A 24,369-nucleotide genomic window follows, 5' to 3' on the forward strand; every position below is an offset into this window, starting at 1 on the left:
TGTCTGAAATGAATTCAGATCAATTTTATCATTTATACAGCTTCAGCTACATTTTCAAGTGCTTCGCGTAATTCTTTCGCAGCAGCGGCAGGATCATCTGCGCCATAAATTGCAGCACCTGCAACGGCAACAACTACCCCAGATTCTACAACTTTTGCAATATTATTTGCATTTACACCACCTGCGATAGAAACCGGTACACCAGCACGAGCAGCCTCATCAATTAAAACCTGGATAGAATAACCATCTGCCCATTGCTCATCAAGACCTGCATGTAATTCTACAAATTCAGCACCAAATTTGATTACTTCCTGAGCTCGTTTTACGCGATCCTGAACACCAATTGTGTCTACTACCACACCTTTATTGTGCGCTTTTCCTGCTTTTATTGCACCTTTTATAGTAGCATCACCGGCAGCACCTAATACGGTTACTAAATCTGCACCTGCTTTAAAAGCGATGTCTGCTTCTAACTCACCTGCATCCATAGTTTTTAAATCGGCAAAAACCAATTTGTCTGGATGAGCTTTTTTCATAGCAGTTACTACAGCAAGGCCTTCGTGTTTAATTAACGGAGTACCTAATTCAATAATATCAATATACGGTGCAACTTTAGCGGTTAGCGCTAGTGCTTCTTCTGTTGTTAATAAGTCAATTGCGACTTGTAATTTAGTCATAGCTTTCTTTTTTTATTAGTAATTATTTTTGTTATTCTAGGTTAGCGTGTCTTTTCCAAAGTTCTTCTGCGGGAGTTCCTTTCTCGTCCCACAAGGTTTGAAAAACGGCATCGCTAAGTAATAGTATTGCTTGTTCAAATAAGCTCCCTGCATATTGTGCAGAAATTGTTTTACCATGATCCTGCTTTTGGGCCGCAGTAATAATAACAACCAGATCAGAATTTTGAGCAAGGGGAGAAGAAGTTGTAGTAGAGTAGCTCACTACTTTAGCTCCTGCCTTTTTTGCTTTTTCTGATGCCGTCACCACAGAACTTGTAGTTCCTGAACCTGAAGCAGTAATAAGTAAATCTCCCTCTTCTATAGCAGGAGAAGTAGTTTCACCTACTACATAAACGGTAAAACCAAAATGCATCAATCGCATCGCCGCACTTTTCATGGCAAGTCCAGATCGCCCGGCTCCTGTTACGAAAATGCGTTTAGCTTCTTTTAAATAGGGAATAATTAATGAAACGGCATCAAAATCTATCTGAGTCAATAACTTACTTTGTTCGTCAAGAATAAGTTCATGATTCTTTTTTAAGTGTTTTGAAAGTTCTGCCTGAGTCATTGATTGCTTGCTTTGGTTACAATCAAAATTACGGAACAATTATGGCGAAAAGCCCGCTGACTCATTGTTATTATAAATAGGGCAATTCAGAAAAAATGTGTTAAATACAATACTGAATTACAGGAATTAAAATTCTTAAATATTTCAAAATGAAAATAAATAATATTAATAATTGAAAAACAGTACATTATGTTTTCGTTTATTGAAAATAACCCCAAAAAGTAATCTGATTTTTGAACGGTTTTGACCCTAAAATGACCGATTTTCAGAATATTCTTCCGATTTTTAACAAGCTAAATCCATTAATATAATAATCTCAAAAAACGGAAGCTTCGATAACCGATTTTATGGGTTAAAAGGGCGATTTTTAACACTGTCACAGCATGTTCACTATAGTATTGAATATTTACAAAAATGATTGCTATAAGAATCTTGTGATATTAGCAATATTCATATTCTGTATATCTTGCCAGGCACAAAACCTAAAACCAGAAACCAACTTTAATGACCAGAATAATACGGTAAACCTGTATGCTTTTGTTGGCAGGAAAATAAGCCTTACAGAGTTTGATCCCAACTTAAATAACAAAATCAAAATTTTAGACTCTATTACCGGTGATACTATAGTTCGTCAAAATTATGTGATGGATTATGCATTTAAGGCAAAATATGTTATAATTCAAAATGTTTTAATGATTTAGGTCAAGATACTGTAACATTTAATGTTTACAATCATTACGGAAGACCAGCTTTTGAGAATTATGATTATGCACTTTTATATATTTCTCTAAGTGAAAATGGTAAATATTACTTTCATCAAAAATATATATCAGATGAAGTTATAAAAGTGAAAAAGGATATTTATGAGGGGAAAGATGGTGAAAGTTTAAAGGACTTATTTAATGAAAAGAAAAACGGTGTTTTAAAAGCAAGAGGAATTTTTTAATGATATTTTAGTCCGTTAGAAGAATATATCTATTATCTAAAACAGGAAATAAGCAGTAAATAATGAAATGGGAAAACAGTATTGTCAAGAATTTTAAATGGGGCAGCGAGATTAAAAATAAGGCGGAAAAAGAGATCGTTGCTGCAAAAATTGCTACGTATGTTCAAAACGGGCAAACCATAGGTGTAGGTTCTGGCTCAACTGTATTTGTGTCACTCACTCATATAGCTGAAAAGGTTAGCGATAAAAAACTCGATATTAAAGTAATTCCCACTTCATTTGAGATCGAACTTGCCTGCGCGGCGCTTGGGTTGCGCATTACGACTTTAAAACAAGACAAACCAGATTGGTACTTTGATGGCGCAGATGAAGTAGACCCACAAAACAATCTTATTAAGGGCAGAGGAGGAGCAATGTTTCGCGAAAAGCTGATGCTGGTTTCAAGTACCAAAAACTATATAATTATAGATAAAAGTAAGATCGTGCAAAAGCTAGGCATTAATTTTCCCGTGCCGGTAGAGATCTATCCTGATGCTATTAATTATGTGCGTAATCAACTTATCTCTTTAGGTGCAAATGAAATTGAATTGCGTATGGCTTTAAAAAAGGACGGACCCATAATTACCGAGACCGGAAATTTTATACTTGATGTTCGCTTCCGCGAAATCGAAAAAACCTTAGAAAAGGAACTTAAAAGCATAACGGGCATCATAGAAACAGGATTATTTCAGGGATATGATGTCACCATTGTTGAGCCTTAACAGTGGGAAATTATTATGTTATTCTAACCTGAAACAATCGTTACAATTTAAAGTTTAGTTAAAGATAAATTTATATCTAAGCTATTGCTTAGTTTTGTTTCGGAATTTGAAGTTATGGCCAGATGTAAACAATATAACGAGGAGGAAGTCATAGAAAAGGCAATGAACCTTTTCTGGCAAAATGGTTATGAGACCACCTCCATTCGTATGTTAGAAAAAGAGATGGGCATTAACCAGTTCTCGATCTACGCTAGTTTCGGCAGTAAGCATGGTGTTTTTGTAGAAAGCATAAAACTGTACAGAAAGCAGTTAAACTCAATTAGAAATACATTAAAAGAATCTGAAAACGGCGTTGAAGGCATCAAAGAATTCTTTTATAATTTTTTAAAATTCACAAAGTATAAAGATGCACATAAAGGTTGCCTGGTCTGTAACACGATGAGTGAGATGGGCGAGAAAGCAGAACAAGACCTAATGGCAGAAATGAAAAAATTTACACAAGATCTAAGGGTGCTTTTTGTAAAGAATTTAAGCCAGGACGCCGGTAAATCTAAAGAAACAGTTGAAAGAGAAGCTAATTTTTTAATGACCGCTATGCTTGGTCTCTCCGTGGGTTCCAGATTTCTAGATCGTGAGCAGATCGATGATTATCTAGAAACAGCTTTTATTAACCTCTAAAATTTTTTACACCTAAACTAAGCATTTGCTTAGATATATAACAATCAATTAGAAACATTAATAATAAATAAATATGAGTATTTCAATTAAGAATAAAGTCGCACTGGTTACCGGTGCAAATAGAGGTATAGGCAAAGCTATTGTACACTCTTTTATTGAGCACGGTGCAGCTAAAGTATATTTAGCAGTTCGTGATACTGCTTCTGCTCACGAACTTGAAGAAAAGTACGGAGATAAGGTAGTTACCCTAAAAGCGGATCTTTCTGACGCTAATTCTATCACAAACTTAGCACAACAAGCTAAGGATGTTGATATTCTAGTAAATAATGCAGGTGTGGCCATGCCTTTGGCAACTATAGGTGCAGATGTAGAAGAAAGTTTAAAACGTCAACTTGATGTAAATGTATTTGGTTTGCTTCGCGTTGCTAATGCTTTCGCAGAAATTCTTGAGAAAAACAAGGGAGCTTTAGTTCAATTAAACTCTGTTGCATCAATTAAGAACTTTCAATCCCTTTCATTGTATTCAGCATCAAAAGCAGCATCTTATTCCTTAACTCAAGGCATCAAGGCAGATCTGGGAGCAAAAGGAGTAGCTGTTCTTAGCGTTCATCCTGGTCCTATTGCAACTGATATGGGTAGAGAAGCTGGCTTTGACGATGCTTCTGCACCATCTGTAGTTTCAGAAGGTATAGTGCATGCGCTGGAGACTGGGGATTTCCATTTATTTCCAGATGATATGGCTAAGCAATTTGAAAGTGCATATCAAAGTTTCTCTGATAATATCATTACAGCAGAACTTGCTTAAAGGAGTTTGAAGTGTATCTCAATAATCACGCTTCAGGCAGAATTACTGGCACACTTTATTAATATTCTTTACTAAGAGGGAAGAAATTTAATTGTTAGGTTTCTTCCCTTGCGGTAAAAAATCCCTAATTTTCTTTACTGATAAATTATGAATATTTTCAGATTATAAGAGAACGTAAGAAAATGGACTATAAACTGGGAAACAAGATTGCCCATTACCCTTTAAAAATGGATACTGAAACCGGAAACAGCGTTTTTAGTATCTATAAAAATGATTCTATACAAAACTATGTGTCTTCAGACTTTTTGATACCGCATAGAAAAGATTACTTCTTCTTTGCTTTTATATTAGATGTCAGAGACTTTAGCAGGCACTGGATCGATATGAAACCTTATGACATTCAGTCCAGAAAACTCTATTTTACAGATCCCTCACAAGTACAATTAAAGGAAGAAAGTTGTGCTTTGCATGTTTATAACATGAATATCACGAAAGAGTTTCTTTCGCTAGATAGCTTAAATACACTAAAAGATCTGCCTATTTTGCAGAACCCTCATCGGGGGCATGTTTTAGATCTTAAAGAGACAGATTATCAATTTCTATTAGAAACCCTTGATAATATCTATGCTGAATATCAAAATGAGAGCCAGTGGCAACACAGTATGTTATTGTCTTACGTGAGCATTTTTTTAATTTACTGTAGCAGATTGTATGCAGAGCAATTTGAGAATATTAAAGATCAGCCAGAGTCGTTATTACTATCAGATTTTCTAGATCTTGTTGGTGAGAAATTTCGTGTACAACATGAAGTTTCGCAGTATGCAGAGCAGCTAAATATCTCTGCAGGTTATCTGGGTGATACGATAAAGCAGCAAAGCGGTAAATCTGCAATTGCGCATATACAGGAGCGTATTGTACTTGAAGCTAAGCGACTTATTTATTTTACTGAAGATTCTATGAAAGAGATCGCTTACAGTTTAGGTTTTGACGATGCTTCCTATTTTAACCGTTTTTTTAAGCGGCATACCACATTTACGCCTTTAGCTTACAAAAAGCATATCCGGAAAATGTACCAGTAATTCCTGAAAGTCTTCAATACATGCACTGCTGCCTCATTTTATCTTTGTTTAAAATTAAAAACAACGATTATGAGATCAGTATTGATAACAGGAGCCAATAAAAGCTTAGGTTTTGAATTGGCCAAAATAATGCTCAAAAATGATTACTATGTATTCTTAGGGAGCCGAACCCAAGAAAGGGGAGTGGCTGCAGTTGAAAAACTGAGGCGTGAAGGCTTAGAAAATGTACAACTGGTACAAATAGATGTAACAGACAAGAACTCTATAGAATCTGCTGCAAGAGCAGTTAAAGAGAAATTTGGAAAACTGGATATTCTGGTGAATAATGCAGGAATACTAGGCGGAATGGATCAAAAAGCGGTTAGCGTATCTTCACAAACTGTAAGAGATGTTTTTGATACTAACTTCTTTGGGGTGATTAATGTTTCCCAGGCATTTCTTGAACTTCTGAAAAAATCTGATAGTCCCAGAATAAGCAATATTACTTCTGGCTTGGGATCACTTACTTTACATTCTGATCCTGAATGGTCACATTATGATGTGAAAAGTGCAGCATACGGACCTTCAAAATCAGCGCTTAATGCCTATACTATCGTATTGGCTTATGAGCTAAAGGATCAAAATTTTAAAGTGAATGTAATTGATCCCGGTTATACCGCTACAGATTTTAATAACCACGGCGGCCCATTTAAAGTAGAAGATTCGGCTAGGTTTTTATATGATCATATTGATCCCGCAGAAGATGGTGCAAATGGAACCTATTTTAGTCACGAGATCGAAGAAGAACCACATGTGAGTCCGTGGTAAATTTAAATTAGTCATCAAAAAACCGCCTATAACAGGCGGTTTTTTATGCTTTTTAATCGATTTTTATATTCCGCTGTAATATTTATATAGCCAAAGTATTTTATATTATAATTAATAAGAATTTTCTTTCAAGTAATTCAGGCAGTATTCACCTCGCAGTTATAATCCTAATGTGTTTTAATATTTAACTTTCTTATACTTATGCCTATTTTGCTTTTATACTTTTGTGAGATTATGTATTATAAATTTATTGAGCTACTCAAATAATTATTCGATAAAATGCGTTTTTTAATCGATTATATGCGTTTTTTGCTTATTTTGCGCGCTTTATGATTCTATTGCTTCTGTTTAAAGGAAGTTGAGAATGGAATTAATAGTAGCCCAACTATGAAAATAAGAAATCTACACTTATGTGCATTAATCTTCTTTTGCTGTAGTCTGCAGTCAAAAGTATTTGCTCAAAATAATTATTTACTGCGATCTACAACCAGCATTAGCGGGGCTTCAGCAAAAATTGAAGCTAATGGTAACACATATTTGGTGCAGCAAGTAATTGGCCAGTCAGCTATCGGGACCTACACAGCTATTCCCTATGATATAAGGCAAGGTTTCATTCAACCCAATATTTTAAGCAAAATTGTTGATGTAAATGTACCTACCAGTTTAATAGTAGATGTATATCCCAATCCCTTTAAGTCATCGGTTTTTTTAGAATTTGAGGAAGAAATAGAAAGTACCATTGATGTAGTGGTTTACAATATGATGGGCGTACAAATTTTATCTAAACTGTTTCAATCAAAAGAAAAGGTAGAACTGCAGCTGGATCAACTACCATCTGGTGAGTACATCATAAAAGCGCTAACAAACAATATGCAGTTTATTTCAAAAATAATAAAACAATAAAGCTCCACGATTAAATCAAGGCATTCACCCAAATCACTCCCAATGAAAAAAACATTACTCCTATCCTTTTTCTTTTTCTGTTGTGCCCTTGCGGGATTTTCTCAAACACCGGGCATTAGCTATCAGGCAGTTATTTTAAATCCGGAGGCAGATTCAGGTTCTCAAAATGATCTGTTTAGCGATAAAGAGATAACTATTCGTTTTACAATTATTAATGATCAAAGTACTGCAGAATATAAAGAATATCACGAAACAGCTACTGATGCTTATGGAATGATAAATTTATATATAGGTCAAGGTATACAAATAAGTTCTACCGATTTTGAAGACATTAACTGGAATGGACTTTCTAAAAAAGTAAAGGTAGAGATAGATTTTACCGGTTCTAATTCAAACTTCAAACCCTTAAGTGAACAGGAATTAACTTACATTCCGCAGCCGGAAGCCACTGATTATTCACAAATAATATGGGATAATGCAGATGCTATAGATAGTGAGATAACACGGGCTACCACAGCAGAAAGTGAATTGGAAAGCAGTTTGCTTATTGAAATGAATACGCGGGAAGATGCAGATGCTCTTAAGGAAGACACTTCTAATAAAAGCACAGATCTCATCCTTGACGCTGCATCAGATATAAAATATCCCAGCGTACGATCTGTAAAGAAATATGTTGATGAAAATTCGGCTCTTACGCTGGCAGGATTAAATCTAAAAGTTGACAAAGAAATCGGAAAAGGGCTTTCAACAGAAGATTATTCAACCGCTGAAAAAACTAAACTAGCTGCAATTTCAGGAACAAACTCCGGAGATCAGGATCTAAGCAATTATGCGACAAATACTAATTTAGATTTAAAGGCAAATATTGCTTCGCCAACATTCACAGGAATTGTCTCAGGGATTACCAAAACTATGGTAGGCTTGGGAAATGCAGATAATACCAGCGATGCTGATAAACCAATTTCAACAGCAACTCAAACAGCGATCGATCTAAAAGTTGACAAAGTAACCGGAAAGGGGCTTTCAACAGAAGATTATTCCACCGCTGAGAAAACTAAATTAGCTGCAATTTCAGGAACAAATACCGGCGATCAGGATCTAAGCAGTTATGCGACAAAGACGAACTTGGACTTAAAAGCAGATATCGCATCGCCAACATTCACAGGAACTGTTTCAGGGATTACCAAAACTATGGTAGGCTTGGGAAATGTTGATAATACCAGCGATAATGATAAGCCTGTTTCAACAGCAACTCAAACAGCGATCGATCTAAAAGTTGACAAAGTAACCGGAAAAGGGCTTTCAACAGAAGATTATTCCACTGCTGAGAAAACTAAACTAGCTGCGATTTCCGGAACCAACACCGGTGATCAGGATCTAAGCAGTTATGTGACAAATACAAATTTAGCTTTAAAGGCAGATATTGCTTCACCAACATTTACAGGAACTGTTTCAGGGATTACCAAAGCAATGGTAGGCTTGGCAAATGCAGACAATACCAGCGATGCTGATAAACCTGTTTCAACAGCAACTCAAACAGCGCTTGATCTAAAAGTGGATAAAGTAACCGGAAAAGGTCTGTCTACAGAAGATTATTCAACAGCTGAGAAAACTAAACTAGCTGCGATTTCCGGAACCAACACCGGTGATCAGGATCTAAGCAGTTATGCGACAAATACCAATTTAGCTTTAAAGGCAGATTTAGCTTCGCCAACATTCACAGGAACTGTTTCAGGGATTACCAAAACTATGGTAGGCTTGGGAAATGCAGACAATACAAGCGATGCGGACAAACCAATTTCAACAGCGACTCAGACAGCTATTGATCTCAAGGTCGACAAAGTAACCGGAAAAGGTCTTTCAACAGAAGATTATTCCACAGCTGAAAAAACTAAACTAGGTGCAATTTCAGGAACCAACACCGGTGATCAGGATCTAAGCAGTTATGCGACAAAAACCAATTTAGCTTTAAAGGCAGATTTAGCTTCGCCGACTTTTACTGGAACTGTTTCCGGGATTACCAAAACTATGGTAGGCTTGGGAAATGTTGATAATACCAGCGATAATGATAAGCCTGTTTCAACAGCAACTCAAACAGCGATCGATCTAAAAGTTGACAAAGTAACCGGCAAAGGTCTTTCTACAGAGGATTATTCCACCGCAGAGAAAACTAAATTAGCTGCCATTTCAGGAACCAACACCGGTGATCAGGATCTCAGCAGTTATGCTACAAATACTAATTTAGCTTTAAAGGCAAATATTGCTTCACCAACATTCACAGGAACTGTTTCAGGGATTACCAAAGGAATGGTAGGCTTGGGAAATGTAGACAATACAAGCGATGCTGATAAACCTGTTTCAACAGCAACTCAAACAGCGATCGATCTAAAAGTTGACAAAGTAACCGGAAAAGGTCTGTCTACAGAAGATTATTCCACCGCTGAGAAAACTAAATTAGCTGCCATTTCAGGAACAAACACCGGTGATCAGGATCTAAGTAGTTATGCGACAAATACCAATTTAGCTTTAAAAGCAGATATCGCTTCACCAACATTCACCGGAACTGTTTCAGGGATTACCAAAACTATGGTAGGCTTGGGAAATGCAGACAATACCAGCGATGCTGATAAACCTGTTTCCACCGCTACGCAAACTGCGATTGATCTAAAAGCAAATTTGGCTTCGCCTACTTTAACCGGAACTCCGCTGGCACCTACAGCTGCATCAGGTACTAAAACAACTCAAATAGCAACAACGGCCTTTGTTGATAATGCTGTAAGTACAGCTACAAGCGGCACTTTCGTAGACTTAACTACTAACCAGACAATTGCCGGAGGTAAAACATTTAGCAATGATATTACTGTAAATAGCATTAGAATAGGCAGAGGTATTGGTAATAACGGTGAAAATACCGCAGTAGGTAGTTCTGCATTAGGATCAGGTACAGGTTCAAGAAATTCAGCTTTTGGTAATGGTGCTATGAGAAGCTATACAGGAACCGGTTTTGACAATAATACGAGTGTGGGTTATAATAATCTACCCGGCTTAACAACTGGAAGTGGTAATACCTCTGTAGGTGCAGAGTCTATGATGGCCTTAATAACAGGCACTTCAAATACCTCAATAGGAAATCAATCTTTGATCAATACCACAGGTAGTGGGAATGTGGGTGTAGGTAAATCATCTGGAAGTACTATTTCCAGTGGTTCAGGAAATACAATAATTGGCACTGGAGCAAATGTTTCAACAAATGATCAAAATAATTCAACGGCCATTGGTTATCAGGCCATATCTCCAGCAAGCAACACCATTCAATTAGGAAATTCCGCCATTACTCTCGTTAATACCAAAGGAGCAATTACCTCAGGCGGAACTGTTACAGCTACTTCTTTTGTAAAATCTGGCGGAACTTCAACGGAATATTTAATGGCAGACGGAAGTATTTCTTCCGGGGCTACACCGGTAAGAGAAGTAGCAGATGAGTTTTCTGCAACAGCCTCGCAAACAACTTTTACTTTAACGCAAACACCATCTGTAAACAGCAAGGTAAAAATGTATGTCAACGGTATACGAATAAGTAATTCGGCTTATAGTGTTAGTGCAAAGACCTTAACCTATGTACCTGCTAACAATGGAAATTACACATTGAGCGAGAGTGACAGAATTCAATTTGATTTTTATTATTAATTATAGTCTTAGATCAAATTAAACATGATTCAAAAAATAACTATATTATTTCTGCTATTCCTCATAAATTGGAGTGTTCCCGCTTATAGCCAGGTGTTGCCCCAAGGAGATCAACTTATTGCCTATTACCCTTTTTCTGGCAATGCTGATGACAGTAGCGGTAACAGCTATAATGGTGTTATTACAGGAAACCCTGTTCTAACCGCAGATAGATTTGGCAACGACGATTCAGCCTATAGTTTTGATGGTGATGGCGACTGGATTTATTTTGGCGATTCCATGCTTTCTCAATTTGTTAATAATACAGATGATTTTACTATTAGTCTTTGGGCTAAATCTGCATCTACAGCAACTCAGGATCTCATTAGCTATGGCGAAATGGTAAGTTGTGGGGGAGGACGTTACGGGGCAATTGCCAGATTAGGTGACAATATTCAATTTAATAGCTGCAATGCCGTATTTAACAGTGCTTCGGGCGGTGCAAATAGTGATGATATTTGGCATCAATACATATTTGTCTGGAATAAGATCACAGGCAGAAAAGTTTATAAAGATGGAGTACAAATAGGTGCTAACACAGAAACGGGCACTTTTAGAATAATGAATTCAGGATTAGCTTTAGGTCGTGGATTTATGGACTGGCCTGTAGGTACACTTTTTAACGGTGAGGCTGATGAATTAAGATTATGGAAAACTGCATTAACGGCAACAGAAGTTTTAGATTTATACAGTTATGAAAGCGACACAGCAAATACAATTAGCGCTTTACCTATACCTAAATTAAAAACAATCAATAAAAATGGTCAACTCTCTATTTCAGCTAATGAACAGATAAATAAAAACGGGGCCATAGGATCTGGCAAAGGTTTATCTGCTAACGGGAGTAATATTTTATATGAGTTAAACGGTTTAACTCAGGAAACCGCAGGCATAAGTGCTTATCAAATAAAACAGAATTTTCCATTAGCTCCTGATGGTGTGTATTGGATTAGTAATTCAAATCTAAACGAGGGTATACCTTTTCAGGTTTACGCAGATATGACCACAGATGGCGGTGGCTGGATGTTATTAAATGTAGGAGCGGGAAATATTGCAGCGCCTCAAGTAAGCGTAGTTACATCCCCTGATGTTTTGGGTTATTTACCCAGAACAACCGTTATAGAATTAGCTAAACTTTGTAAAGATGTGCAGTTAAGGTCAGGAGCATCTTCGGTGTCTTATGCAATAAAACAACTTCAACATCACCACTGGCCATTGGCGCATTACAAAGTGATGCAACAGATGTTAATGGTGCTGCAACCTGGGCAAATGGAGCTTCATCTACTTTTGTGGTTGACTCAGGTTCCTGGCTCTGGGCATATTGCTGCCCCGGCGCTGCAGCGGGGTGGCCTAAAATGTACCACTCAAGTAATTATGCCGAGGGCGTACATTGGTTTGCAGATTTGGGCCTTGGCAGAACAGCAAACAATGCAGATGCGTGGTTTTCTACCTGGATCAGGTAAAAAAAAATAGCCAATGACCGAAAACCGCCTAAAATTGGCGGTTTTTTAATGCTTTTGAGCCGATTTTATCGCTAAAGATTTACGTATAAATTATCTTATGCCAGATTGTATTGCTTAAATTTAGTATTGATCAAGCAACTTTCTGAATGGTTAAAATCTATAATTTACGAATTGTTCCTAACGACCTAATTTTTGAGGAAATTGATCAGTTTAAGCAAAAATTTGAAACCTTATTTGGTAAACAACCACTCGTAAGATCAAAACCCCATATTACACTTGCTGCATTTGAAATGGACACGCGGCAGGAAAATATTATGATCAGAGCTTTTAACCAATTATCAAGCATAGCAAAATTTAGATTAGAAATTCAGGGTTTTGACATCTTTGAAAATAATGCTAACGTGTTACTACTAAAAGTAGCTACAAATAAAGAAGTTAAACACATTCATACACTTATAAAAATCCTGTGGATTAGAGATCTACATAGAAAACTTACTTCAATAAAAATTCCGGCTACGCCACATATTACAATTTCAAAAACCAGCGGAATAAAAATGCTTCATGACAGTTTAACTTATTTTTCGAAAACCGAATATATAAGACAACTGGAAGTAAATAGATTAACGTTGGTTTCCAGACATCAACACGAAACCTGGGATTGGGAATATCATATTCCTCTTGGTGAGTGAATGGAGTTCCGAAAAACCCAGCCTAAATAAGAGTTTTTTGATGCTTTTATGCCGATTTCTAGCACATTTAGATATCTAAACCTAATCGCCATTAAAAATTCAGAATAAAATAAAGCTCCTGTTTATTCACGTACAATTTCTGTCAACTCACCTACAGAAAATTGCATCTTGGCGAAAGAAATACAACTCGCTACCTCTAATTAATAGTTTTACATATGTAAATGAAACATAAAGTAAATCTCAGCAGAGGTCACTAAAAAGAAACATTTATAATTCTTAATTACCATTTAGTTGATGCTAAAAAACCGCTTAAAACAAGCGGTTTTTTAATGCTTTTAGACCGATTTTTCCTGAATATAAACCATTTTTTCATGTTGGAAAATGTAAAATTTCAGGAGGTTTTAACTATCTAAAGTTAAAGAATATTAATATTGATAATACGTATTTATTTCATTGATATATTGTGTAAAACTAACATCATGAAAAAACTACTTAGATTAATAACATTAGCACAAATGGCATATTACACCTACGACTGGGTAAAGAACAAGCGCTCATTTAAGCAGGAGTTTGTGCCCAATCTTAAAAAGGTAAAAAGAAGACTTTTCTAAAAAGCTGATATATATCCGAAAATATTGGCTCCTTATTTTTTCGCAATAGCGAAAGTCTAAAATATATTTTTTAAGCTATTCAAAAGTATGACGCTGTTCTTCAGTAACAGATGCGTTTAGAAGTTCGTTATAACTTCTTATCGCATTAAAATCACGTGTGATTTCGCTAGAAAGCACAATCCCGGAAACTCCGGCTTTTAAAAGATCGCTTACTTCGTTTGTGGTTATTTCGCCAAAAGCGAGGATATGCGTTTTTGTATTTAAAGCTTCTGTGATTAGTGTGTAACCATTAAGACCTAAAACACAACTTTTATTCTCTGTGGTGGCTTTATCAGCTTTATAAGGCCCCAGACTTATATAATCAACCTCTGCAGCAAGTACTGCTTCACAATCCTGAAGTGTATTAGCGGTAGCGCCAATTATTTGCCAGGGATATAACTTTGCTCTGATTAAAGTAGGGGAGAGCGGCTGGTTATTTAAATGTACGCCGTCTGCTTTGATCTCTTTAGCCAACTTATAATCATCGCAAATTATCAACCGTGTTTGAAAATGAGATGTGATCTTAATAGCTTCTTGAGCTAGTTGTGACATCTCATTTTCTGATGCATTCTGCAAACCTAACCGCACCAATTCAATACCGGAAGTACAGGCATTCTGAATATTTGCCAAATGCTCTTCCTGAGTATTTCCCTGAGATATATAATGTAATTTTGGGATGATCATATCTTGATTTTAATAATTTGGTAAACAGATTCTTGTTAAAGATACTCATACTGAAAGCACAGCGCATTAAAACAACAATAAATTGTCATTTAATAGAAGCCTTTTCAGCGACTGAGAAATCACACAAGTGACTCTGGTATTGATAATTATTTGATCAATAGCTACACGTGCGACTTCTCGCTGGCGCTCAAAAACCTTCCTTTAATCAAAAATATTATTCAGCTTCTGTAAGAGAATCTGCCATGGCCAACTCTTCATTTTCTTCATTAGAAGCAGGAACAGAATCCTTAAGTCTTGTAAATTCTTCTACACGCTCTGCATCATCTTCCTCACCTGTGAAATAAGGAAACACATCCATAATAGGAGACTCAGAAACAGCCGGGATGCTGTATTCTCCCATTGTATCTTCCATCGTGCTCACCGTATGCTCAAAAGCTTCTTTTACATCGTTGGCCTGCACCAGAAGATAAATATTTGTTTTGCGCTCTTTACCGCTTTCTTCGTCAAAAGCGATTAACGCAACCTTAGATTTAAACCAGCGATCACAATTCTCAAAAGGATGAATCTCAGCATAATTAGCCACTTTGATATTAGTGATCTTAATTTCTTCACCTTCCATTAAATAAGCGGCCATTTCTTCAGTTATTCTGCTTTCGGCCTCAGTATAAGAAACAGCATCTACTAAAAAAGGTTCGGTTTTTACCTTTTGCTTACCAGACGCTTCGTCAAATTTTCTGTATTTTATTTTGCATTCATACCACGTTGCACTCATATCTTTTCATTTTTAAGAATTCAAAAATAGGATTTAGCTCTGGGCGAAAACCTCCTAAAAATAGATAGATATTCACAATTTAGAAGCTCATTTTTTAGAGCTTTTAAGTGAGGGAGTTAGGGTGCTACGTGAAAGAAATGTTATTTGGTCGAATAGTTATTTATAAAATATGAATATCAATTAATCCCGAAAAATCGCCTGTTTTTGGCGATTTTTATATGGTTTATGCTGATTTTTAGTTGATTGTATTTGTTTGGAAAATAATAAGGACGATTAACTAAGGGAGAGAGAAGCGGGGTTACTTTTAGAAAATACATTTAAAAGTTTGAGTAATTATCTTCTATAATCATTAAATTACACCAATAGTATGATGATAGAATTATGAGCACAGTACGTAAAACGGTAACCTTTACCGAAAAGCAGGATAAATGGATAAAAGCACAAATAGAAGCTGGTGAATTCACTAACGACAGTGAGTACTTGCGAAATCTGGTACGTCAGGATCAGGCTAATCATGCTAAATTTCTTGCACTTAAAAGTAAGCTTGATGAAGGGCTTGCAAGTGGCGCGGGTACCAAGTCGTTGCTTGAAATCATGAAAGAAGTTGAAGCGCGTATGCAAGAAGATGGGCGTTTATAAACTCTCCCGCAAAGCAGAAATTGATTTAGCCGAGATGTACGAATTTGGAATCTATAAATTTGGACTGCTACAGACACAAAAGTATTTTTTAGGCATGCACGATGTTTTTCAGGTTCTTGCTGAAAACCCTAATTTGGGCAGAGATGCATCAATGTTTATAGATGATCTAAAAAGATTCACATATCAAGCTCACACTGTATTTTATCTACCACTGGCAGAAGGAATATTTATAATTCGTGTATTGAGTCAACGAATGGATTATGAGAGCCATCTGATTTTTTAATAGCTACCTTCTCAAAACTCCATTTATTTTTTGAATAAACGTCTGAAAGTCGCCAGTTTTAGGCGGTTTTTTCATGCTTTAAGTCGATTTTTCAGGAGGTTTCGTTGCTATAAAACAAGCTGAAACTAAAAAATAGGAGGGAAGTAGAAAGTTAGATATTGACTTTTTTTTGTATTAATTTCCAATGGATTACGGGATACCGTAAAGTGTAACTTATTAAAAATAGTATATTTAAACTCTCCCTTGTAGCTACTTAACAGCAATGTGACTTTTGTAATTCCAAAGCATAAAGCATACAGAAAATTGAAAATATGTATTTATCAAAAATAGAAATCCACAATTTTCGTGGGATTAAAAGCCTTGAAGCAGATTTTGATTCAAGTATAAATATGATAATTGGCGAAAATGGGAGTTGTAAATCCGCCTTAATTGACGCTATACGCATACTATATAACGTTGCAGATGCAAAAAGAGATATTTATATCTCCAACGAAGATTTCTTTGAAGATTTAGGAGCAAAAACCACTTCTGAAACAATAGAAATTACATATACTTTTAGTGATTTATCGAATGAACAAAAAGGAGCCTTTTATGAATATTTGATGTTAGGAAAAACTCCTGATGATGATTATGCAACTATTACAATTGTGTATGAAAGAAGAGAAGATAAGTATCCATCATTTAGCTATTCTACAGGAATTGGAGGGTCACAAAAAGCTGACTATAAAACTTTTGAATTGTTTCAACATTACTACCTTGGAGCATTAAGAGACAGTACAAAAGATTTATTAAATACTAGAAATAATATACTTGGAAAAGTAATAAAACGTATAGTTACAAGAGCAGGAAAAAATGAAGAGATTGAGGAAATAGTTAGTAAAGCAAATCAAGATTTATTAAAGAGAGATGAAGTTTTGTTAACCAGAGATAGCGTAAATACAAATCTTGAACAAATTTTTAAAAGTGGACAAGAAAATAAAATTGGTCTAATAATGAATCAGGCCAAAATTGAATATATAGTAAATGCTATTAAGCCTTTTTTACCTCATGACAAGAATACATTAAATACCAATAGTGGATTTAACCTTTGGCAAAATAGTTTAGGCTTTAATAATCTTATTTATATAGCAACAGTATTAGGAGATATTAAAGATAGATTGAGTGTTGATAAATTATCGCATTTCTCATTGTTAATTGAAGAACCAGAAGCACATTTACATCCACAGTTGCAATTAAATTTATTTAATTTCTTAAAAGAGACGAATGCTCCTAAAAACAGTCAACTTTTTATAACTACCCATTCTCCAACGTTAACATCAAAAGCATTATTTGAAAATTTAATACATCTAAATAATAGAGCAACTAGAATTATAGATTGTTATAATGATAGAATATTAGAAAATATTATTGAAGATGTTACTAAACCTCATATTACACTTGATGAAGATGCTATTAAAAAGAGAAGAAAGCAACTTATTAGGTATATTGATGTAACAAAATCTCAACTATTTTATGCAAGAGGAATATTGTTGGTTGAAGGCATTTCTGAAGAATTATTAATAGATGCTTTTGTACAAGTTCTAGGATTTCAATTAGAAGATTATAGAATTGAGTTAGTTAATATTGAGGGAATTTCTTTTTACCCTTACTTATATCTATTTAATTCTGTTAATAAAGATAAAAGATTAGATAAGAAAGTTACAATAATTACCGATGATGATAGATGTAAAAAAGAATCAAAGAATTATCCCTTTGATGTGTTATTTGAAGACAATAATTTAGAAGATTTCCATAAACTATTAATAGCTCCTTATGAATCAAATCGTCTGAAAAATATTACTTCCGTAAGTAATGGAATTGCTAATATTGAAATGCATACAGCAATAAAAACATTAGAGTTTCAATTAGCGTCTGACAATGTCCCCAATAATAAGTTGGATTTCTATAACAACTTTTTAGTAAAATATATTGAAGACAATTTACCAAATGAATTCAAAAAAATTAAAGCTTATGTTGATGCCATAAAAGGTAATGATATTGATGCTAATCAAAAACAAAGAATCCCTATTTTAATGTGGAAAGCATTGCCTACAAAATCAGAATTCGCACAAGATTTTGCACAACATATTTTAGATAACCTTGAAGAAGCAAAGAAGAATTTTATCGTTCCATACTATATCGAAAATGGAGTTAATCATTTAAAATAATAGTAAATGGAATTTGAGAATAGCCTAGAACGAGAAGAGTATTTAAAAGCAAGAGGGAAGGTAATGTTAAACGCTTGTCCAGGAAGTGGTAAAACAACTACAATTGCCTATAAACTAAAACAATTAATAGAAGAGTGCAATAGAGATTTTGGCGAATATGCTGGTATCATATGTTTGTCATTTACAAATGTTGCAAAAGATGAAATCAATGAAAAATATAAATCCTTTACAGGGAAGTTACTTGGTTTTCCAAATGATGTGTCAACAATTGATAGCTTTGTATACTCCTTTATAACAAGACCTTTTATTCACTTAATTAAACCAGCTTTGAGCAAAGTACAGATTATTGATGAAGGAAACATAATAGACGAGATTTTGAGTAATAGTTATCAACTAAAAAAACACTGGAAATATCTTTATTCATATAAACCAAGTTCAATTGAATATAGAATTGACGGAACAACTTATTCTACTATTGGAGGAGATGGCTCACAAACATATTTTAATTATTGCAATGCTGTTAAAACCCAGCAATTAGCTCTTGGTTTTTTAAAATCATCTGATTCAGAATATTTTGCACTTCAAATTTTAAATAGTTTTCCTAGAATAGGAGAGTGGTTAATTAAGAGGTTTCCTTTTATGGTTATTGATGAGGCTCAAGACACTTCTGAAATACAACATGCAATTTTTGATAAATTAATTGAAATGGGACTAAAAAACATTGAATTTATTGGCGACCCTTATCAAAGTCTGTATGAGTTTAGAGATGCAAGACCAGACTTATTTTATGCAAAGTATAAAGACACAAAAAATTGGAATTGTCTTGAGTTAATGAGTTGTAGACGTTCATCTCAAAATATTATTAATGCTTATCAAAAATTACGTTTAAGCCATGAAAAGAAAGTTAATTCAACAGCAAATATAGATATTGAAAAGAATATTTGTGTTTTGAGGTACGATGATGGTCAAGAAATTAAATGTGTCGAAAAATATATTGAATTAACTGAAGATTATAATACTTGTCAAGTCGTAGTGCGTGGTCAATCTATGCAGAAATTAATTACAGGAGCAGGAAATGGCAAGGTTTATCCATGGAAAAATTCAATCCCTAATTATTTGGTTAGAGCTGTAATTTGCTATAAAAATAATGAAATTAAAAGTGCTGTAAATATTTTACGCAGTGTGGTTCCTGTAATTGAAAACCCCAACGTAAATCAATTCGATTCAAAAGAAAGAGTGTTAGAATTAAAAAGCAATTCTGAATACAATGCATTAATAATAGAAGTTCTGAAAGGAGTTCCTAGTTTCAATAATACTCTAGAAGACTGGTCTAAATTGTGTGGCGCTTATCTAAAAAAGATGTTTCTACTTGACGATGATATAGATTTTGACATAAAAAAAGGCCAATGGCTAAAGCAATATAAGACAAGTGTTTCTGATTTGTTTGATTTTAAGGATAATGGTTTAGTAGTTCCTGTTTCAACTATTCATCAGGTAAAAGGAAAAACCTTTGACTCTGTTTTAATGATTTTAAGTTCTACTAGCAAAGGTCAAAGTATTTCATTATCCGATTATTCAACACCAGCTATATTTCCAAATGAAAAGAAAAGGATGATATATGTAGCAATGTCTAGACCAATTGATTTAATGGTTATTGGAGTTCCTAATTCAAAATATACTAATGATGAAGTTAAAGAAATTCTTGGTGAAGATATTGACTTCATTTCCTGTTAAGTTATTATCTAAAATAGAATCTCAATGTTGTCCTTGGCCTCTCGCCGTTTGACTCATTTATCATATTTGCACTATAATTTATATTATGTAAAATAGAATATTTTACAACCTCTGTTTCTCCAGTTTTATTCTGTTCTCCACTTTTGCTCCATTCTAGTCTTTTATACATCTGCACGACATATAATCATTTATAGGGCTTGTATCACGTAAAACAGCTTTCTGGCCGTCTCGTATTCTAAAGATATAGACAAATGCGTTTCCTTTAGATTTTTTATCTGCCGTACCGCTCCAGTAATAACCCACAGAACCAAGATCGTAGAAATAGAAATTATCTGTGTTATAAATGCGCTTACCAGATAAGGTCGCATTAAACTGTGAATTTCCGCCAACTGTAAGTTCGTTAAAATCTGCGCCATGACTGCGTACAAGTTTTTGCCAGTCGGCATCTGTGGGCAACCGCCAGCCATCGCCCAGCGATTTACATGCCAGCGCTGCACCTCTTAATGTATATAAACGCCCATTCTTACAATCATTGTTATAGCATACAGACAGCGAATTCTCAAGATTGATGTCATTTGCAGACCAGATCTGGCCGTTTATGATTATGCTTTTAGAATTGGTGACTTTTGACAGAGCCTCACTACTAAGTGTTGCTATGTGGGCATTTTTAAAAGCAGGATTTTTTAATGTGGGTTTAGTAAAACCACCGGGATTAACCGGTTCTTTATCATCTGGTGGTTCAGTTTCTGTGCCAGTACCTTCAGTTGGTTTTGTGGGTTCTTCCTTTACAGGAGTTTCGGCGATTGTAGAATCTACCGCTACCGGTATGGCTTCTTCCGCTTTTATTTTGTTTACGGGACCATTTCCTTTTCCGGCATACCAGAAAATTCCGCCCACAATTAGAATTACGGGAATCGCAATGAGCAGTATTTTTTTGAGTTTGTTATCTGGTTTTATCTCATTTGTATATGCTGTAACAGGTTTAGCTTTCGCGAAAGCGGTATTTGTATTTCCGCTATCGTAATTAATATCTGAGACCAGCCGCTCTACTCCTGCTTTAAAATCTTTAGACAGATCTATGTGCTGAAATCTGGCCAGCCGCATGGGCGCCTCACAGTTATCTATACGCACGGGGATGATGGTCTTGTCTTTGCTCATGGCATACGAAGCTTCATCCATCACATTATTAGATGCCACCGAATTGACTGACAGTATGATAATTAGAATATCAGATTTAGTGATTTCCTGTTGTATGGTCTGGTCCCAGTGTTGGCCGGAACGTATGTTAGCATCAAACCAAATATTAAAGCCCTTATCGCGCAAAATATCTACCAGCCGTTTTACATAATCTATGTCTGCCCGTGAATAGCTTATAAATAGATTTTTGCCCATAACGATGCCTTTATGTAAATATACATTCTGATTATTAGCGGTTTAAGGGTGATTTCACCTCTATTTTAGGGGATTTTAATGCTGTTATTTTGGCTCTTTAAGCAGGATATTTTAGATTTTATTCCACTTATAAAACAGAAATTCTTTGCTAATTACCGTGCATAAGCCAGATAAAGCCACATTTCTGTATCTGTAATGTAAAAATTAACCACTACTCCCACTTTGCTCGCCGGCATATTACTAAGCACAGTTGCTGCCTGGTACGGTGTGGGCACAGCATTGTAAACAGATGTAGATTGTGTAGAAGTTACATAAGTGCCAATAGCCGGTACGGTATTATAATCTGTATTAAAAAAAGCGGTGCTAATGTTGCCATAATACAACTGAGCGTATAAAACCCAGCCCAGATTGATCTGGTCTGCATACGTGCCAGAATATACATAACCATACAGTTTCTCACGGTCTGTAGGTGTGTAACTCGCAACAGGATCTGTATAATTGCTCTGTATAGGTTCTGTTGTGCTTGCAGGCGTTATCGCCGGTGTGTCTACGTTTGAGTAATCTGTATCATTATAATCATCTGGATCTGTATTTGTAAAACCAGATTGATCATACTCCACGGGATCTACAGGATCGGGATCAACCGGAGTATCTATAGAGCCAAGGGCTGCAAATACAATTATAAAAAACACAAAAATCAAGGAGATCGCACCACCTGTTATGAGCAGTATTTTTAAAACCGGTGTACCAGATGATTTTTTAAACGGTGGATAGGGTTTATATGGTGGTTTAGGCGGTTTTTCTCCCGGTTCATCTTCTTTATCAATATCGTGAATTAGTTGTTTTAAACCTTCTTCAGAATGGCTGCCTATAAAGTTGATGTATTGTTTTCGCGCCCAGCGCATGCGCATATCGCAGTTTTCTATCTTTATGGGAATGACCTTTTTATTGAGACTTTCTGCATAACTTATCTCATTAGCTACATTTTCTGAAGCTACAGAAGCTTTAGACAACACCCAGATAATTACATCTGCATTTTTAAGCTGATGCTCGAGTTCATTATCCCACACATCGCCGCCTTCTATATGTTGATCAAACCATACCTCGATCCCTTTATTACGCAATACTTTTACAAGCTGAGTCACATAACCCAGATTTGCACGGGAATAGCTGATGAATATTTTTTTAGAAGACGCCATGATTATCAAGACAAGTACTATAAATATAATAAATATTTAAACGCCAGTGGTTTAAGCTTACGCGAAATACGTTATTGTTACTTTTTACACAATCTGCTGCCAGTGGGTTATTTTGAGCTACTTGGTCTCATTATCCTAATTTTTATTTAAAAAACGTTTTGCAAAAGCTACTCCCCTGCGCTATGTGCTGTAAAAAATGTAATTTTCAATCTAAACAATTAATCTATGTCAACAGGCGGTTCTAAACTCGCGATCTACGGCGCTATTGTAGCCAATACTCTTATTGCTTTAAGTAAATTTGTAGCTTCCTTTTTTACCGGAAGTTCTGCCATGCTCGCAGAGGGAATTCACTCGCTTATTGATACCGGCAACGGCCTCCTTTTATTACTGGGTATAAAACGCTCTCTAAAACCTGCAGATGCAGAACATCCTTTTGGTTACGGGAAAGAGATCTATTTCTGGAGTTTTATAGTAAGTATTCTCATTTTTGCTATGGGTGGCGGTTTTGCTATTTATGAAGGCGTGCACGCTTTACAGGATCCTCACGTTGTAGAAGACCCAACCTGGAATTATATCGTTCTTATCGCAGCTATCGTTTTTGAAGGTACTTCTTTAATTATCGCTTTGCGTACTTTTAATAAATCACATGAAACCGGTAGTTTAATAGGTAATATTATAAAGAGTAAAGATCCCGCCAACTTTGCCGTGATCATAGAAGATACAGCGGCCGTGACCGGTTTGTTTATTGCGCTTGTAGGGGTTTATCTGGCAAAAGCATTAGAGAATCCATATCTTGATGGTTGCGCTTCTTTACTAATTGGTGTGCTTTTATTAGTCGTGGCAACTTTCCTCGCTCATGAGACAAAAGGTTTATTGCTGGGAGAAAGCGCCAGACCTGAGATTCTTGATGATGTAGAGAAAATACTAGACAGTAATGAGAACGTAAAAAAATGGAATTTCCCAAAAACAATGCACTTTGGCCCAGATAGTATTCTGCTTGTAATTGAAGTAGATCTGCTTGATGATCTTGAATTATTAGTTGCCGAAGATATTGTAAACAAACTGCGCATAGAGATCACAGAAAAAGTACCGCAGATAAGTCAAGTATTTATTCAAACCATAAATGATCCCATACGCCACATAACCCGCTTAAAAACCTTTAACCGCAAAATCTAAGCGGTGAGAACTAAGCTAAGCCTAGCAAAATGGGTAGAAAATCGGTGTAAATGGCTATGAAATCAGGGTTTTACGATCTAAAAATCAGCTTATTAAGCCTGAAAATCGGTTAAAAAAGAGGTAAAATCTGCTGATTTTTTCGTGAAAACGCAGGATAAATTGCTCCCCTTCCCTACTATCTTATATTATTCTTAAAATGAATTATATGTACCCCGCTGACTTTACGTGTGTGCTTACAATTTTGTAATTTAAACAGAAAAATGACTAAGCAGCGTATTAAAATATTCATAATAACTTTTTTAAGCACAGGAATATTCACTTTTGGTTTTTATTATCTGGATACTCATAAAGTGGTAAATTCAATTTTTCTGGGTGTAATAGGCGGCAGTGTTCTGGCAAGTTTAGCCGCATTGCTCATACCTTTTGTAAGAAAAGGTGACAAGCAGGATCATGATGCATTTTGAATGTTGTGGTAAGATTTAATTTTTAACA

General features: G+C 35.5%; 23 protein-coding genes. 17 read left to right on the plus strand and 6 right to left on the minus strand.

All coding sequences use genetic code 11. The features are described 5' to 3' along the window. Nucleotides 1-32: 32 nt before the first annotated feature. Both hxlA and hxlB read right to left on the minus strand, forming a co-directional pair. The gene (hxlA, locus tag ACH3PA_RS15475; RefSeq protein ID WP_416441959.1) at nt 33-677 is read right to left on the minus strand and encodes a 3-hexulose-6-phosphate synthase; all 645 of its coding nucleotides are present in this window, start codon (nt 675-677) and stop codon (nt 33-35) included. A 31-nt stretch (nt 678-708) separates the two neighbouring features. Further along, nucleotides 709-1,284 (minus strand): 6-phospho-3-hexuloisomerase, encoded by a 576-nt coding sequence (gene hxlB / locus ACH3PA_RS15480; RefSeq protein ID WP_416441961.1) that lies wholly within the window; start codon nt 1,282-1,284, stop codon nt 709-711. 383 nt (nt 1,285-1,667) lie between these two features. On the opposite strand from hxlB, the gene ACH3PA_RS15485 reads away from it, so the two are divergent. From ACH3PA_RS15485 to ACH3PA_RS15535, 11 genes are all read left to right on the plus strand, one after another. Continuing rightward, a complete protein-coding gene (locus tag ACH3PA_RS15485) occupies nt 1,668-1,985 on the plus strand; it encodes a hypothetical protein (RefSeq protein ID WP_416441963.1) in 318 nt (105 codons plus the stop codon). Nucleotides 1,986-2,292: 307 nt separating this feature from the next. Continuing rightward, nucleotides 2,293-2,991, plus strand: coding sequence for a ribose 5-phosphate isomerase A (gene rpiA, locus ACH3PA_RS15490; protein ID WP_416441965.1), 699 nt, complete (start codon nt 2,293-2,295; stop codon nt 2,989-2,991). 114 nt (nt 2,992-3,105) lie between these two features. Then, on the plus strand, nt 3,106-3,669 hold the full coding sequence (locus ACH3PA_RS15495; protein ID WP_416441967.1) for a TetR/AcrR family transcriptional regulator: 564 nt from the start codon (nt 3,106-3,108) through the stop codon (nt 3,667-3,669). A 73-nt stretch (nt 3,670-3,742) separates the two neighbouring features. After that, nucleotides 3,743-4,474 (plus strand): SDR family oxidoreductase, encoded by a 732-nt coding sequence (locus tag ACH3PA_RS15500; RefSeq protein WP_416441969.1) that lies wholly within the window; start codon nt 3,743-3,745, stop codon nt 4,472-4,474. 182 nt (nt 4,475-4,656) lie between these two features. Then, nucleotides 4,657-5,553, plus strand: a complete 897-nt coding sequence (locus ACH3PA_RS15505) for a helix-turn-helix domain-containing protein (RefSeq protein ID WP_416441971.1) — start codon at nt 4,657-4,659, stop codon at nt 5,551-5,553. 69 nt (nt 5,554-5,622) lie between these two features. Next, the gene (locus ACH3PA_RS15510; protein WP_416441973.1) at nt 5,623-6,360 is read left to right on the plus strand and encodes an SDR family oxidoreductase; all 738 of its coding nucleotides are present in this window, start codon (nt 5,623-5,625) and stop codon (nt 6,358-6,360) included. Between the two features lie 387 nt (nt 6,361-6,747). Continuing rightward, nucleotides 6,748-7,263 carry a T9SS type A sorting domain-containing protein gene (locus tag ACH3PA_RS15515; RefSeq protein WP_416441975.1) on the plus strand — a complete coding sequence of 172 codons (516 nt, stop codon included), beginning with the start codon at nt 6,748-6,750 and terminating at the stop codon, nt 7,261-7,263. Between the two features lie 42 nt (nt 7,264-7,305). Further along, nucleotides 7,306-10,950 carry a beta strand repeat-containing protein gene (locus tag ACH3PA_RS15520; RefSeq protein WP_416441977.1) on the plus strand — a complete coding sequence of 1,215 codons (3,645 nt, stop codon included), beginning with the start codon at nt 7,306-7,308 and terminating at the stop codon, nt 10,948-10,950. Nucleotides 10,951-10,974: 24 nt separating this feature from the next. Further along, a complete protein-coding gene (locus tag ACH3PA_RS15525; RefSeq protein WP_416441979.1) occupies nt 10,975-12,462 on the plus strand; it encodes a fibrinogen-like YCDxxxxGGGW domain-containing protein in 1,488 nt (495 codons plus the stop codon). Between the two features lie 136 nt (nt 12,463-12,598). Further along, nucleotides 12,599-13,141 carry a 2'-5' RNA ligase family protein gene (locus ACH3PA_RS15530; RefSeq protein ID WP_416441981.1) on the plus strand — a complete coding sequence of 181 codons (543 nt, stop codon included), beginning with the start codon at nt 12,599-12,601 and terminating at the stop codon, nt 13,139-13,141. 479 nt (nt 13,142-13,620) lie between these two features. Further along, nucleotides 13,621-13,752 (plus strand): hypothetical protein, encoded by a 132-nt coding sequence (locus tag ACH3PA_RS15535; RefSeq protein ID WP_416441983.1) that lies wholly within the window; start codon nt 13,621-13,623, stop codon nt 13,750-13,752. 75 nt (nt 13,753-13,827) lie between these two features. On the opposite strand, the gene ACH3PA_RS15540 is transcribed toward ACH3PA_RS15535, so the two are convergent. Together ACH3PA_RS15540 and ACH3PA_RS15545 are read right to left on the minus strand one after the other, a co-directional pair. After that, nucleotides 13,828-14,475, minus strand: coding sequence for a thiamine phosphate synthase (locus ACH3PA_RS15540; protein WP_416441985.1), 648 nt, complete (start codon nt 14,473-14,475; stop codon nt 13,828-13,830). A 214-nt stretch (nt 14,476-14,689) separates the two neighbouring features. Then, nucleotides 14,690-15,247 (minus strand): DUF4494 domain-containing protein, encoded by a 558-nt coding sequence (locus ACH3PA_RS15545; RefSeq protein ID WP_416441987.1) that lies wholly within the window; start codon nt 15,245-15,247, stop codon nt 14,690-14,692. 381 nt (nt 15,248-15,628) lie between these two features. Between ACH3PA_RS15545 and ACH3PA_RS15550 the strand changes: the two genes are divergently transcribed. The 4 genes from ACH3PA_RS15550 to ACH3PA_RS15565 all read left to right on the plus strand — a co-directional run bounded on the left by ACH3PA_RS15550 (nt 15,629) and on the right by ACH3PA_RS15565 (nt 20,110). Continuing rightward, nucleotides 15,629-15,886, plus strand: a complete 258-nt coding sequence (locus tag ACH3PA_RS15550; RefSeq protein ID WP_416441989.1) for a type II toxin-antitoxin system ParD family antitoxin — start codon at nt 15,629-15,631, stop codon at nt 15,884-15,886. Beyond that, complete coding sequence (locus tag ACH3PA_RS15555; protein WP_416441991.1) at nt 15,873-16,169, plus strand: type II toxin-antitoxin system RelE/ParE family toxin; 297 nt, start codon at nt 15,873-15,875, stop codon at nt 16,167-16,169. The genes ACH3PA_RS15550 and ACH3PA_RS15555 overlap by 14 nt, the downstream gene beginning before the upstream one ends. 311 nt (nt 16,170-16,480) lie before the next feature. After that, entirely contained in the window at nt 16,481-18,376 is a 1,896-nt protein-coding gene (locus ACH3PA_RS15560; protein WP_416441993.1) for an ATP-dependent nuclease, read from the plus strand. Nucleotides 18,377-18,382: 6 nt separating this feature from the next. Next, the gene (locus tag ACH3PA_RS15565) at nt 18,383-20,110 is read left to right on the plus strand and encodes a UvrD-helicase domain-containing protein (RefSeq protein WP_416441995.1); all 1,728 of its coding nucleotides are present in this window, start codon (nt 18,383-18,385) and stop codon (nt 20,108-20,110) included. 153 nt (nt 20,111-20,263) lie between these two features. On the opposite strand, the gene ACH3PA_RS15570 is transcribed toward ACH3PA_RS15565, so the two are convergent. After that, on the minus strand, nt 20,264-21,502 hold the full coding sequence (locus tag ACH3PA_RS15570) for a TIR domain-containing protein (RefSeq protein ID WP_416441997.1): 1,239 nt from the start codon (nt 21,500-21,502) through the stop codon (nt 20,264-20,266). Nucleotides 21,503-21,654: 152 nt separating this feature from the next. Beyond that, nucleotides 21,655-22,701: a toll/interleukin-1 receptor domain-containing protein gene (locus ACH3PA_RS15575; RefSeq protein ID WP_416441999.1), complete on the minus strand. Its 1,047-nt coding sequence runs from the start codon at nt 22,699-22,701 to the stop codon at nt 21,655-21,657. 225 nt (nt 22,702-22,926) lie between these two features. On the opposite strand from ACH3PA_RS15575, the gene ACH3PA_RS15580 reads away from it, so the two are divergent. Further along, nucleotides 22,927-23,877 (plus strand): cation diffusion facilitator family transporter, encoded by a 951-nt coding sequence (locus ACH3PA_RS15580; protein ID WP_416442001.1) that lies wholly within the window; start codon nt 22,927-22,929, stop codon nt 23,875-23,877. Between the two features lie 260 nt (nt 23,878-24,137). Next, nucleotides 24,138-24,341, plus strand: a complete 204-nt coding sequence (locus ACH3PA_RS15585; protein ID WP_416442003.1) for a hypothetical protein — start codon at nt 24,138-24,140, stop codon at nt 24,339-24,341. The last annotated feature ends 28 nt before the right edge of the window (nt 24,342-24,369 follow it).

This window comes from Leeuwenhoekiella sp. A2 (genome assembly GCF_047946655.1).
Classification (GTDB): Bacteria; Bacteroidota; Bacteroidia; order Flavobacteriales; family Flavobacteriaceae; genus Leeuwenhoekiella.